This is a genomic window from Pseudoalteromonas sp. ND6B (assembly GCF_000764215.1).
Lineage (GTDB): Bacteria > Pseudomonadota > Gammaproteobacteria > Enterobacterales > Alteromonadaceae > Pseudoalteromonas > Pseudoalteromonas tetraodonis.
The window spans coordinates 18,290-32,099 of the sequence record NZ_JQFL01000089.1; the positions used below are offsets into that span (position 1 = coordinate 18,290).

Below are 13,810 nucleotides of genomic sequence, written 5' to 3' on the forward strand. Positions count from 1 at the left end.
CTACACTTGCAATATAGACAAGTCGGTCTACCTATGTCAAGCTGTGTTTTTACTGCTCAAATTTGGAATATCATGGATAAACAACAACAAATAATCAGTACGGCACTGAGTCTTTTTTATAAAAAGGGTATACACGCTGTTGGTATTAATGAAATTTTAGCTGTATCGGGCATTGCAAAAAAAACCTTATATAAGCACTTTGAAAGCAAAGACGCGCTTATTTGTGCTTGTTTAGTCTCACGTGACATCTGCTTTAACGCTTGGCTTAAAAAAATATGTATACAACCAAGTGCTATGTTAGTCGCACAGGCAATTTTTGCCGGACTGAAAAAGTGGATTAATAATGAGGTTTCAGAGTTAGGGTGTTTTAATGGCTGTTTTTTTATTAATACTGCAGCTGAGTACCCTGTAGAGAACGACCCTATTGCCAAACTTTGCAAACAGCACAAGCAAGCGAACTTTGAGATCATACTATCAGCTCTTTTAGAAACGCCTGAATTTGCTCACAATAGAGAAAAAGCAATTGAAGCCACGCAACACTTACTTATTCTAAAGGAAGGTTATATATGTAGAGCGAGGGTGATGCATGATGTAACAGTGACTCCACCTAGTGATAATATTTTAAAAGCGATAGTAGCGGTTGGTTAAATAGGTAAATACAGTATTAAAAAAGCGGCTAAATAGCCGCTTATTGACTAAAAAATGGCTGCATTATTCAAAAAATAATGGTTCACGCTGTTTTTTGCCTACTTCGTTCATGGTGGCTGCGTCGAACAAACGGCCGTTGATCATGGTGTAATCAATTTTGTCTGAATCACGAATGTTTTTCAGTGGGTCGCCATCAATAACCATTAAATCTGCCAGTTTACCGACCTCTAATGAACCCACATTTTTATCTAGGCCTAAATATTTTGCCGGATCGAGTGTAGATGCTCTAATTGCTTCCAGTGGCGTCATGCCGCCTTGGGCAAACATCCACATTTCCCAATGCTCACCTAACCCCTCACGTTGGCCATGCGCACCCAAATTAACAAGTACACCTAAATCTTGTAACTCAGCCGCTACGCGAGCATTGTTAAAGTGATTATAGTGATGATCGGGTGCTTTAACTCGGCGCATTGAGCGCGGTAATAATTGGTTTTTAGGCACAAATTTACTTAAACGTGGATGATTCCATACGTCCGTTTTATCATACCAGTAGTTTTCACCCCAAATACCGCCATAGGCAACTACCAATGTAGGTGTGTAACCTACATCACTTTGTGACCATAGCTGCTTAATATCGTCATAAATATGTTCAACAGGAATTGAATGCTCAATGCCTGTATGGCCATCGACTACCATACTCAAGTTATGTTGTAATAATGACCCCCCTTCAGGGACTACCATCATTTCAAGCATTCGCCCTGCTTCTATAACTTGCTGACGCTGCTCTCTGCGCGGTTGGTTATAAGATTTAACACTAAACGCACCCACTTTTTTAAGGCGCTCTAAATGAAATTTAGCATCATCTAATGAATCAATATGCGAGGTATACCCAGGCATATTCGCGCCGTATAAAATAGTACCGGTAGAGAAAATACGCGGACCAACGATCATCCCCGCTTTTTGCATTTCACTCGCGGTAAATATTTCAGTGGTGTCGTTTGATGGGTCGTGAATAGTAGTAACACCCAGCGCAAGACCTGCTAAGTTTTTCCAGTTTTGCTGCGGGATAATTTCATCACTGGCTTGTGAGCCATGAGCATGGGCATCTACAATGCCAGGCATGATTGTTTTACCTGTTACATCAATGACCTTTGCCCCCTTAGGAATACTCACATCAGCAGCAGTGCCAATGGCTTTGATATGTTTGCCATCGGTAATGATCACGCCATTTTCAATGACCTTTTCACCCTCCATGGTAATAATTTTAGCGCCAGTTAATGCAATCATGCCCTGCGGTTCAGCCATTTTTTTACTAAAGCCGATATTAGTCCCGCTTTTTACTTTAACGTCTTTATCATCTGCTTTATTAATAGCAAACATACCCTCTAAACTGGCATGGTAAAGCTCAGGCCCTAGTGTCCAATACAGTTTATTGCTGTTGGCACTCCAGCTAATGTTTTCACCGGCGCGTACAGATAGTTGCTCAATTGGAAATTGACTGTCTTTGGGCCCAATATTTATCGTTTTGCCGCGCTCTACAAATGGAGTAACAAATACTTTAAAGCGCTCAGCAAAAGCTAAATACTCACCATCAGGAGAGACTCTAAATTCAGTGGCGTGCTCTGACTCATACAGTTTACGTACTTTTTTACTTTCAAGCTCTACCACACTTAATGTCGGCTTAGGCCATGGGCTCATAATATAAACACGATCGTTGGCACTGCCAAACTGAGGTTGATAGCCACTTTTAGAAATGAGCTCACTTTTTCCGCCTTTAGCACTAACACTGTATACCCCAGAATGCAGTGACCACTTAGGGTTTAAAATGCTGCCGCCGCTGGCTTTACGATACACCACGGTTTTGCCATCTGGACTAAATGTTGGCTCTACGTATTTTCCCGGCTCTTGTGTAATAGTGTCGCCACGACCACTGCGTGCAGAGACGACACGCACGGTGCCTTGTTCGTTATCATCCCACGTGGTGTAGACAATGTTTTTGCCATCACGAGAATACTGCGGGAATAACTCATAATGATCGGTTTGCTTAGTTAAGCGCTTTATTTTTCCTGATTCTAAGTCGCGCTTGTAAATATAGCCCAATGCTTCAAAAAGTGCAGTTTCACCGTCAGGGCTAATTTGCACATTACGCAGCATTTTTACATCAAACTCATCAGTGTCGATATTTTGAGTAAAACGCACTGCTTTTTGAATTTTTTTCGTGGTGTCTACTTTAAATGCAATATCGCTAACTGATTTATCATCGACATTGAGTTTATGAAGGGTGCCACCAGCCCAAAATACCAGCTCTTCGTTATCTGGGGTCCACGCAATAGTCGGATATACGCCATGAATCGCCCACGTTTCTTGCATATCGCGCTCTAGCTTGTCGTATAGCTTAGTATGCTCACCACTGGTTAAATCATATAAGTACAGGCTGGTTTGAAAGTCATCACGCTTTATGTACGCTAGTTTTTTACCATCTGGCGACGGCGTCGGTCTTATTGCCCCGCCCATGCCACTTATAATGGTTTCTATGTCGCCTGTTTCACGGTCATAACGCTTAATTTTATAAATACCGGCAACAGAGTCTTTTGAATAATGAAAAGTTTTACCCGGGGTTGCATCATGCGAAAAATAAACATACCGACCATCCGGTGAAAACATGGGTTCACCTAAATCTTTTTGATCGTTTTCACGTTTAGTCAGTTGCACCCCTTTACCGCCGGCTTTGTGATAAAGCCAAACTTCACCCGCACCTAGCGAGCGACTGGCGGTAAAATGCTTACGTGCAACTAAATAATCGCCATCAGGGCTCCACGCAGGGCTATTGAGTAATCTAAATGTTTCGTCAGTGACGGCGGTTTGGTTTTCGCCGTTAACATCCATTATCCAAATATTGTCACCACCGCCTTGATCTGATGTAAAAGCAATGTGCTTGCCATCTGGGCTAAAGCGCGGCTGCATTTGCCATGCAATGTCTGAGGTTATTTTAGTCGCTTTACCACCACTCATTGGCATGGTGTAAATATCGCCCAGTAAATCAAATACTAAGGTTTCTCCGTCAGGACTTATATCGACATTCATCCATGTGCCTTGCTCTACACTAATAGATGCATCAACAAATTGCCCTTTAGGTGAATCAACTTGCCATTTTTTTTCATCCGTTTGCTCTGCGTGTGCGTGGCCTAATGCCAATGAAACTGATAACGCGAGTGCTGTTTGCAGCATTTTTTTCATGCTTATCTCACTTATTATTGTTGCTGTGTGTTGATCTATTACATGATTGCAACAAAAACGCCAGCAAGTTACCAGCGTAATAGGATGAAGTGCATAAAATCAGTGCCAAACAATAGGATCAAATTGATAAAAATCCACTAGCAAATGGTAAATTTCAGGGTCTTCACGGCGTAAATCGGCAGGTTTCTCTAAGAATGTTTCGGTGATCACCGCAAAAAACTCAGCCTCATTGGTGGCTCCATAGCTATGTATTACATGCGGCATACTATATGCAACATGGGTTTTTAACTGCGAAAACGCTCGGCTAAACACTCGCCCCCATTGTTGGTATTTTGCCTGTGATGCAAGTAGTGGCGTGCCGGTGGTTTTACCGGTTTCTTGATCAAGTTGATGTGCAAATTCATGAAACACTAAGTTATGCCCATCACTGGGTAAGCGGTTGCCCTCAAGCACATCATGCCAGCTAAGCACCAATGTACCCCCCGGCCACGATTCACCTTGCCTTACTGTATTATGAAAACTGACAAGGCCTGCGTTATCGCGGCTTGATTGGGGCGCGTAATACGCGCTGGGGTAGAGTAAAATTTCTTTTACGTTTTTATACAAAGGCCAAGGCTTGTTAAGCACCAGCAAGCAGGCATCGGCGGCAATAATGAGTTTCATTGCCTCCGTTAGTTGCAACCCATCGCAGCCAACAAAACGCTTTTCATTTAAAAACCACACAATATGGGATGCTAACTTGGCTCGCTCTGCATCGGTCATTTTGTTGTATATGGGCATAGCACGCAGTAACAACGTGTGTTGTTGCTCACTTAACAATAAATCACTGTATTTACGGTGCCACACGGCATTTTGAATATCAGGCCAACGCCAAAACATTATAATAAATACAATTAAAACAAAAATTAATAGCCCATTTATCATTGGGTCGTCCTAAATCAAACCATTTAGCTTTAACGCCAAAATACTGCGCCCGTATTATTAAAATAGTAATGGGTGCAGTGAGGCTGTTTTTCAATCACATCACTTCAGTTCGATTTCGGCCATTGTTTTTTGCCTTATACAAAGCTTGGTCAGCCCGTGATAATAATCGGTCATAATCATCAACATCACCAGAGTCAGAAACACCAAAACTCACGGTTACGCTGAGGCCTTCTGCGATATTTGAAAAGTTTTTATTTTCAATACATTTGCGCAACTTCTCGCACATTTCTTGTGCCTGCACTGCACTCGTATCAGGAAACACAAAAGTAAACTCTTCGCCGCCCCAGCGAGCTACCTCTTGCTCACCTTCGCAGTGCGCTTTAAGAATGTTAGCTACTTCACATATAACCTGATCACCTATGAGGTGTGACCAACCATCGTTAATCCGTTTAAAGTGATCAATATCCATAATAGCGATAGCAAGTGATTTATTACATGCTTTAAAGTCTGAAAAGTTATCCGCCAGCCAGCCATCAAATGCGCGGCGATTCGGTAAATCGGTAAGCTGATCGTGTGTGGCTTGATACGCAAAGGCACTGGCTTGCTCTTGCAGTGCTTGCGTTTGCTTCACCACTCGACTCGTTAATTCCTTTTCAACTTGTTTATAACGATATAAGCGGTAGCGATAAGCGCTATATATCACCACCACAAAAAGAAAAAACATAAACAACTTAAAGCTTGTTTTTTGCCAAAAGTGCGATTGAATTTCAAAGTTAACGACTTTGTGATTTTGTTGCCAATCAGTATTTGGATAGGCTGCACGTACAGCAAAAGAATACTTGCCCGCAGGTAAGTTAGTGTATTCAGCAGTCGCTATGTGTTGACGGTTGATCCATTCGTTATTAAAGCCTTCCAATTTTGTTTGAAAGTTTAATCGCTGCGGCATAATAAAGCTCAGTCCCGCGTATTGAAATGACAAGCGCGTCACCCCTGGTGGTAAAATAATAGTTTCACCGTCTATAGGTAACGACGTTGGTTTACCATCAACAGAAAAGCTTTCAACAATCGTTGGTAACGCTATTTTAGTGGCTTCTTTTAAGCGTTCCGGTTTTACTGTACTCACCCCTTTTGCGGTAGCAAACCAAATTGTGCCATCTGAATGAGCGGTTGCAGAGGGGGTTGAACCGCCATTTGCTTGTGCACTGAGCATACCATCACCCTCATCGTATAATTGAAAGGCGAGCGTACCTCTATTGTTAGATTTTGAATCAAGCAGCTCATTTACCTGCTTATAATTGACTTCAATAATGCCACGGTTACTTGATAGCCAAAGTGAGTCTTTAAACGGCACAATTTGAAAAAGCTTATCAACGGGTAAACCTAATTCACGCCCTAAAATAGTCATCTTTGCGTTTGAATGCTGATAACGAACTAAGCCGCGATCGGTAGCCATCCACGTGTATTTATCGTCAATGTAAAAGCCAAACGCATATTGCGCGGCAAATTCAGCAGGAAACTCAACAGGATTAAACACGTCAGTTTGAGTGTCATAAACCACGACCCCATTACCGGTTCCTACCCAAATATTAGCTGAGTTATCTTCACTCAAGGCTAAAATAAACCCACTCGGCAGCTCTTTTTCATTAGTAAATTGGTTTAAGCTACCGTCGGTATTAACGCGTGTCAGCCCCATGGCCGAGCCTATCCATAAGCGATTTTTTGAATCAAAAAGTAAAGATCTTACTTCATTACTACCTAAGCCATTATCACGGTTTAAATAAGGTATGAGTTCGTTATTAACCACTTTTAAAACACCCGAGGTGTATGTGCCTACCCAGACATCACCTTGGTTTTGCTCTAGTAAGCTTAATACTGAATATGGCGAGCCTTGTTTAGTGCCTTTAATATGGCTGATCTGATTATTTTGCAGCCGATCTAACCCCGTGCTTCCGCCTATCCATAAACTGCCATCAGAATGTGACAATACCGTACGCACATAATCGCTAGATAAGCCTCGCTTTTTGCCCCACGATGAAAACGGCGCTTCTCTTAACCTAAATACACCAGCATTGGTGCCTACCCAAATACTATTTTCTCTGTCTTGTAACAAAGAAAGAATACGGTTGGCGGGTAAACCATTTTTAGCATCTAATTGCTCTAAACCATCGACGCTAAGCCTAAAAACACCTTTATTAATGGTGCCAAACCACAGATCCCCATGATCATCTTCTAACAAACTGGAAATAGATTCCGCGTCGAGTTGTGGGTGAGGCGATTCAAATAGCCCACCATTAAGGATTCGTGCCCCTCTTTCACTTCCTATAATGAGTCGACCTTCACGGGTGATTAATAAGGTATATACGGGAGCATCTGGTAACCCTTGTTGTGGCGTCATCAAAGTGGGTTTGTAGTTGACTATTTTATACAGGCCATCACTGGTTGCTGCCCATATAACCCCCTTGGGGTCTTCAATGATTCGATACGCACTGACATTTTGTATTATTGGGATGTCTTGAGTGCTACTAGCTGAACGATAAAACACACCATCATTCTCAAGCGCTAGCCACAAGTTATCATTTTTACTTTTAAATATATGATTAACCATCGCTTGGGCAGGTGGTTGCGTGTCCCATTGGCGATGTTGATATAAGCTAATACCGCCGCGCGCCCCTGCAATAAGTAAACCGCCATCAGATGTAGGGGTTAGCGCACGTACGCCTGAGTCAGGCAAGTCAGTAATTTCGGAGCGAGTAAATAACTTAAACTCTTGGCCATTGAAGCGGGCAAGTCCTTCCCAAGTACCCACCCATAGATACCCATCTTGTGTTTGTGCAAGGCTATTAATGCTATTGTGAGGAAGACCCGTACGTGTATTCCAAGTTTCAAAAAAATAATCACGTAACGGCAAACGAGTCTGCTGTTGTGCGTCAACAGAAAAAATCACCAACAAAATACATAAAATCACTAAGCGATTCATCAGATATTGCCTTTATAATTATAATTATTAATTTTTATATTTGGGTAAGTTTAGAGTGACAATTTAAGTTAAAAGCACTGCTGGCAAATAATAACATAAAATTTACAACTTTTTCATTAATTATTATTACTTAAATTATCAAATGTATACTGCAATTGCTTTATAAATTTAGCGACATGAAGCCCATCCAACAACGCATGATGAACATCAATAGCAAGCGGCATTTTACCTGTCTCAGTGTTGTATTGGCCAAACACAAATTTAGGAATACCATTACTTTGACCGTGGGTAAATGCATGCGAAAAGCTGCTAAAGTTTAACCAAGGTAATACAGAAACATGAATTAAATCTGCTTGCCCTTCAGTTGCTGCAAACGCATCAGAAAACAGTGGGTTTAATTTTGTGGTATCGCTAATAACTTTCGCCTCACGGGCAAATTCATTTAACGACTCGTGTAATTTAAAATAACTAAAGCGAAACGACTCATCATCGGCAAGCTCGACTACACTTGCCCGCGTAGCACTTAAGTAACAAGGTTTTTGGTTAATAATGCGCAGCATCATCGGCTCATACTGATGACAGACTTTTAATAAGCAATAAATATAACCATGAAAAAAAGCAATATTAGCTTGTTTACAGGCGGTATATAACTTTTTCGCATTCAGTTGTACGCACACATTAAAATAAGGCTGAGTGAACTGCTGAAATAACTCAAAGTGTTGCTTTCGAGGCCATTGCTCAAAATCAAGAGGGGTAATAGAAAAATCAGTAGAGGACATAAAATATAGATAAAGTGTAAAACTAAATTTTACCGTGCTTTATCTATATTCGCATTAACTAAAATGACGCTTTGGGTGTAGTTATACCAAAGTCTTACATAAGGTGTAAAAAAGGAGCGTATTTCGCTCCTATTTTAAACCGAGTGGAAACTTAAAGTCCGTTTTCAATAATTTCTTGTGCCAGTTCATCGGCAATTAAATGCGTTGATTTTTGCTCTTTTTCACTACGGGTAAAAATTTCACTAAGTGTATCGTAAATTCTTTCTACGTGTTTATTAGAAGCCTCTTTACTGTAACCCTCTGGTGCAGTTTCGTAATAAACGTTAATAATACCACCTGCATTTATTACATAATCAGGCGCATATAAAATACCTTTTTCACGTAAAATTTCACCATGGCGTGATTCAGCAAGTTGATTGTTTGCACAGCCTGCTACTATCGTTGCTTTTAAGCGTGGGATTGTTGTGTCATTAATAGTGGCACCTAATGCACAGGGTGCATAAACATCCACATCTAGGTCGTATATTTCATCAATACCAACTGCGGTTGCGCCAAAATCATTTACTACACGTTCTACTGCAGCTTGATTAATATCGGTAACAAATAACTCAGCACCAGCTTCAGACAAATGTTTACATAATCCATAAGCTACTGCACCTAAACCTTGCACCGCAACTTTAATACCAGAAAAGTCTTGAATACCGCGTTGATGGTTAAGCGCTGCTTTCATACCTAAAAACGTACCATAGGCTGTAAACGGCGAAGGGTTACCACTTTTTCCTTCAAGGCCTAGCACGTAATTTGTTTCTTTGTTCATTAACGCCACATCATCACAGGTAATGTTTACATCTTCTGCTGAGTAGTAGCTACCGTTTAGTCGCTCTAACTGGCGACCAAATGCGCGAAATAACTGCTCTGATTTGATTTCTTTGGCATTACCAATAATAACCGATTTACCACCACCAAATGGCAAGCGTGCTACGGCATTTTTATAAGTCATCCCTTTTGATAAACGCAGCACATCATATACTGCGTCTTCATCGTTAGCATAATCCCACATTCTACAACCGCCTACCGCAGGGCCTAAGTTTGTGTTATGTACCGCAATAATGGCCTTCAAACCAGACGCTTTGTCTGAACAAAAAACCACTTGTTCATGGTTATCAAATTCAACTTGATTAAATACAACCACTTTAAATACTCCGAAAATAATGGGCCCTTTTGGGCAAGCACGCTACAAATTGTCGAGACTTTATCACTTCAGTTAATGGTTCGCCACACTATGAGTAGATAAACCAAATAAAGCGCGTCAAAGTGAAAAATAAAATGACTTATCGTTAAAAGTAAGCATAAAAATTCCAAAAATAACCATTTGATTAAGTATAAAAGCTAAAAACACCATCGCAATTAAAGCTTACGCTTACGTGAACGTCACCTTGCAGTTATTTGTAAACTTAACCATACACCCTAAAAAAGTATACTACAGCTTAAAATACAGTGGCTTATACACTAATTGCCTACGCAGCATAAACTGGTCTGAGGTGTATAAGTCTTTGCAAATGTAAAAGTAAATAAAAAAGCGAGCACACAGTGCTCGCTTATATGATTGCTTTTTAAGTAAAAATTTACTTCATTTTGCTGTCTAGCTCTTCAATTTTTGCTTTCCAAATAGCAGGGCCTTGGGTGTGAGCATTTGCTCCTTCACTGTCTACGGCAACTGTTACTGGCATATCTTCTACTTCAAATTCGTAGATAGCTTCCATACCTAAGTCTTCAAAGGCAACAACACGTGCTTTTTTAATAGCTTTAGATACTAAGTAAGCCGCACCGCCTACCGCCATCAAATACACTGACTGGTGCTTTTTAATAGACTCAACCGTTGCAGGGCCTCGTTCAGCTTTACCAATCATTCCCACGATGCCGGTTTTTTCTAACATCATGTCGGTAAATTTATCCATACGAGTTGCCGTTGTAGGACCCGCTGGACCTACTGCTTCATCGCCTACTGCATCCACAGGGCCAACGTAGTAAATAAACTTGTTATCAAAATCAACACCTTCAGGTAAACCTTCCCCTGAGTTGATCATATCCTGAAGACGCTTATGAGCAGCATCTCGACCCGTTAAAATAGTACCTGAGAGTAAAACGGTTTCACCCATTTTCCATTCTTTAGTGTCTTCTTTAGTAAGAGTATCTAAATTAACACGGCGTGTGCCCTCACCCACTTCGAAAGTCACTTCTGGCCAATCTTCTAATTTAGGTGCTTTTAAATTCGCAGGGCCTGAACCATCAAGGGTAAAGTGAACGTGGCGCGTAGCAGCACAATTTGGGATCATAACCACTGGCTTTGAAGCCGCGTGAGTTGGCGCCGTTTTAATTTTAATATCAACAACCGTGGTTAAACCGCCAAGGCCTTGCGCACCAATACCTAATTTATTCGCACGTTCAAAGATTTCTAAACGCAGCTTTTCTTCTGTTGTTTCTGCGCCGCGCTCAATTAGTTCATGAATATCAACCGGATCCATTAATGACTCTTTGGCCATTACCGCTGCTTTTTCTGCCGTGCCACCAATACCTATGCCTAGCATGCCTGGTGGACACCAACCCGCCCCCATTGTTGGTAGCGTTTTTTCTACCCACTCAGCCACATCGTCAGATGGGTTTAACATCACCATTTTACTTTTGTTTTCTGAGCCGCCGCCCTTAGCAGCGACCATCACTTCGACTTTATCGCCTGCAACTAAGTCAATGTGAACCACTGATGGCGTATTATCTTTAGTGTTTTTACGTGTTCCCGCAGGATCTGCAACAATCGATGCACGTAAAGGGTTATCTGGATTTAAGTACGCACGACGCGTTCCCTCATCAACCATTTGTTGTACTGTTAAGTCGGTTTTATCCCAATTAACATCCATCCCTACTTTTACGAAACAAGTGATGATCCCGGTATCTTGACACAGTGGGCGCTTACCTTCTGCCGACATACGCGAGTTAATTAAAATTTGCGCAATCGCATCTTTAGCGGCTTTACTTTGTTCTTTGTTATACGCTTTCTCTAGTGCTTGAACAAAATCAAGAGGATGGTAAAACGAGATGTATTGCAAGGCATCTTCAATGCTATCAATAAAGTCTTGCTGACGAATTGTACTCATAGTGGTTCCTTAAGTTGTTGTTACTCACGCAGCACGTAAGCGATATCAAACCCGTGACGGTGGTTCGAACTGTTTTCAACTACAGCGCTCACTAAACGCTGCCAAATAAATTTGACTTATGATACCCTCCCAGCCCGTTTGGAGCCAGTTCTTATAGGGGTAGTAAATGCTAAACAATAAAAAAAATTGTGTTGAATTAGCCATATCACAAAATTGTATTGAGGTATTTTCGCATTTTGCTCATTTGCCTTACGCCATTTTATTAGATTCGGGTGATAGTGATCACATAAACAGTCGTTTTGACATTATTGCGATTGACCCCCAGAGCACCCTTGAAGTCGAAAATAATCAAAGCGTTTTTAATAACCAGCCAAACATAAAAAGCTGCTTTGAAATAATGAATAATGAACTGGCAAAGTTAGACAGCACTAAAGCCGCCAACAACTTACCTTTTAATGGTGGCTGGCTGGGTTATTTTGGCTATGACTTAGGCCGTACTATAGAGCAACTACCAAGCAGCGCTTTACACGACATAAATTTACCGCAAATGGCGGTTGGACTTTACCTCGATGCACTGATTTACGATAAACAACTGCGCACGTGGTTTTATGTTTCGCAGCCCAATGTAGACCGCCTTTGGCTGTATCAACATCATTTAGCGCAACCAACTAAACACGAAAGCTTTTCGCTTACATCACCGTGGCAGTCAAATATGAGTCAGACTAGCTATAGCGAAAAGTTTGCCGCGATTGAAGAATACCTAAAAAGTGGTGATTGCTATCAAATTAACTTAGCGCAGCGTTTTAGCGCACATTACCAAGGCTCGCCTTGGAGCGCCTATGTTAAATTAACTCAGGCTAATAAAGCGCCTTTTTCTAGTTTTATTAATCATCCTCAGGGCGCTATTTTGTCAATCTCACCCGAGCGTTTTATTGCAGTACACGACAATAAAGTAGAAACAAAACCCATTAAAGGGACTTTACCTCGCAAAGCAGATGCCCTTGAGGATGCAAAACAAGCGACCTTGCTGGCAAATTCGAGTAAAGACCGCGCCGAAAATGTCATGATAGTGGACCTGCTGCGAAATGATTTAGGAAAAGTCGCTAAACCGGGCTCGGTTATTGTGCCCTCATTATTTGCTATTGAAAGTTTTCCGGCGGTACACCATTTAGTGAGTACGGTCACCTCAACCCTTGATGAGGGTAAAACAGCGGTTGATCAACTGGAAGCTGCGTTTCCCGGTGGTTCAATTACAGGCGCACCAAAAGTCCGTGCCATGGAAATAATAGAAGAACTAGAACCACATAGACGTAGCATTTATTGTGGCTCTATTGGTTACATTAGTGGCTGCGGCAATATGGATACCAGTATTACTATTCGAACTTTAGTCACACATCAACAACAAATATATTGTTGGGCTGGGGGTGGTATTGTTGCTGATTCAAAAGTCGAATTGGAATATCAAGAAACTTACGATAAAGTAAATAAAATACTTCCTATATTAAATGAAGGTCGCTTTGAATAGTGAAACCATTTCGGCTCGTTTTCAATTAAACCGCAGTTTAGCCGTGGATCAGCTCAAAGATAATAAAAAAAAGCGCGCAAGCGCAGTAATGCTGCCATTGATTGATATAGATAACGAAGCACATATTTTATTGTGTAAGCGACCAACCTACCTTCATCACCACCCTGGGGAGATTTGTTTACCGGGTGGCAAGTTTGAAATTGATGATGTTAACCTACGCACCACCGCACTGCGTGAATTACATGAAGAGCTTAATATTGCCCCGCAAAATGTCCATGTGTTAGGTCAGTTACCTGAATATTCAACCCTGACCGGATTTACTATACGCCCCTTTGTAGGCTTAATTAAAAAAGAAACAGTGTGGGAAAACGACCACAACGAAGTGCAAGCTAGCTTTTTACTCTCTATAAAAGCGCTGAATAACGCGGCTAACTGGCAACCTTTGCCCTTTGAACGAGGTGGAAAAATCATTACCTTAAATGGCTTTATCACCCCACACGGGCTTTTGTGGGGAGCCACAGCCAGCATTATTAAAAACTTTACAAAACAACTCGCCATACCAGTTTAA

9 protein-coding genes are annotated in these 13,810 nt (G+C 41.4%); 3 read left to right on the forward strand and 6 right to left on the reverse strand.

Annotated features, from left to right (window positions below; genetic code table 11):
- Window positions 1–72 precede the first annotated feature (72 nt).
- Window positions 73–648, forward strand: a complete 576-nt coding sequence (locus ND6B_RS00505) for a TetR/AcrR family transcriptional regulator (protein ID WP_033104386.1) — start codon at window positions 73–75, stop codon at window positions 646–648.
- A gap of 63 nt (window positions 649–711) precedes the next feature.
- Here ND6B_RS00505 and ND6B_RS00500 read toward each other — a convergent pair whose 3' ends face one another.
- The 6 genes from ND6B_RS00500 to ND6B_RS00475 form a co-directional block, all read right to left on the reverse strand.
- Entirely contained in the window at window positions 712–3,885 is a 3,174-nt protein-coding gene (locus ND6B_RS00500) for an amidohydrolase family protein (RefSeq protein ID WP_033104387.1), read from the reverse strand.
- A 99-nt stretch (window positions 3,886–3,984) separates the two neighbouring features.
- Window positions 3,985–4,809, reverse strand: coding sequence for a M90 family metallopeptidase (locus tag ND6B_RS00495; protein WP_013465218.1), 825 nt, complete (start codon window positions 4,807–4,809; stop codon window positions 3,985–3,987).
- A gap of 94 nt (window positions 4,810–4,903) precedes the next feature.
- The gene (locus tag ND6B_RS00490; protein WP_033104388.1) at window positions 4,904–7,786 is read right to left on the reverse strand and encodes a ligand-binding sensor domain-containing diguanylate cyclase; all 2,883 of its coding nucleotides are present in this window, start codon (window positions 7,784–7,786) and stop codon (window positions 4,904–4,906) included.
- A gap of 116 nt (window positions 7,787–7,902) precedes the next feature.
- A complete protein-coding gene (locus ND6B_RS00485) occupies window positions 7,903–8,565 on the reverse strand; it encodes a CatA-like O-acetyltransferase (protein WP_033104389.1) in 663 nt (220 codons plus the stop codon).
- 151 nt (window positions 8,566–8,716) lie between these two features.
- Complete coding sequence (locus ND6B_RS00480) at window positions 8,717–9,757, reverse strand: Leu/Phe/Val dehydrogenase (RefSeq protein WP_033104390.1); 1,041 nt, start codon at window positions 9,755–9,757, stop codon at window positions 8,717–8,719.
- A gap of 433 nt (window positions 9,758–10,190) precedes the next feature.
- A complete protein-coding gene (locus ND6B_RS00475) occupies window positions 10,191–11,717 on the reverse strand; it encodes a fumarate hydratase (RefSeq protein WP_008112774.1) in 1,527 nt (508 codons plus the stop codon).
- Window positions 11,718–11,883: 166 nt separating this feature from the next.
- On the opposite strand from ND6B_RS00475, the gene pabB reads away from it, so the two are divergent.
- Complete coding sequence (pabB, locus tag ND6B_RS00470; RefSeq protein ID WP_033104391.1) at window positions 11,884–13,242, forward strand: aminodeoxychorismate synthase component I; 1,359 nt, start codon at window positions 11,884–11,886, stop codon at window positions 13,240–13,242.
- On the forward strand, window positions 13,235–13,810 hold the full coding sequence (locus ND6B_RS00465) for an NUDIX hydrolase (RefSeq protein ID WP_008112778.1): 576 nt from the start codon (window positions 13,235–13,237) through the stop codon (window positions 13,808–13,810). Before pabB ends, ND6B_RS00465 begins: the two co-directional genes overlap by 8 nt.

Bases quoted from the DNA above. Each gene is read 5' to 3' on its own strand.
- ND6B_RS00495 (WP_013465218.1), bottom strand. From the start codon at position 4,809: ATGATAAATGGGCTATTAATTTTTGTTTTAATTGTATTTATTATAATG.
- ND6B_RS00485 (WP_033104389.1), bottom strand. From the start codon at position 8,565: ATGTCCTCTACTGATTTTTCTATTACCCCTCTTGATTTTGAGCAATGG.
- ND6B_RS00475 (WP_008112774.1), bottom strand. From the start codon at position 11,717: ATGAGTACAATTCGTCAGCAAGACTTTATTGATAGCATTGAAGATGCC.
- ND6B_RS00490 (WP_033104388.1), bottom strand. From the start codon at position 7,786: ATGAATCGCTTAGTGATTTTATGTATTTTGTTGGTGATTTTTTCTGTT.
- pabB (WP_033104391.1), top strand. From the start codon at position 11,884: ATGCTAAACAATAAAAAAAATTGTGTTGAATTAGCCATATCACAAAAT.
- ND6B_RS00500 (WP_033104387.1), bottom strand. From the start codon at position 3,885: ATGAAAAAAATGCTGCAAACAGCACTCGCGTTATCAGTTTCATTGGCA.
- ND6B_RS00505 (WP_033104386.1), top strand. From the start codon at position 73: ATGGATAAACAACAACAAATAATCAGTACGGCACTGAGTCTTTTTTAT.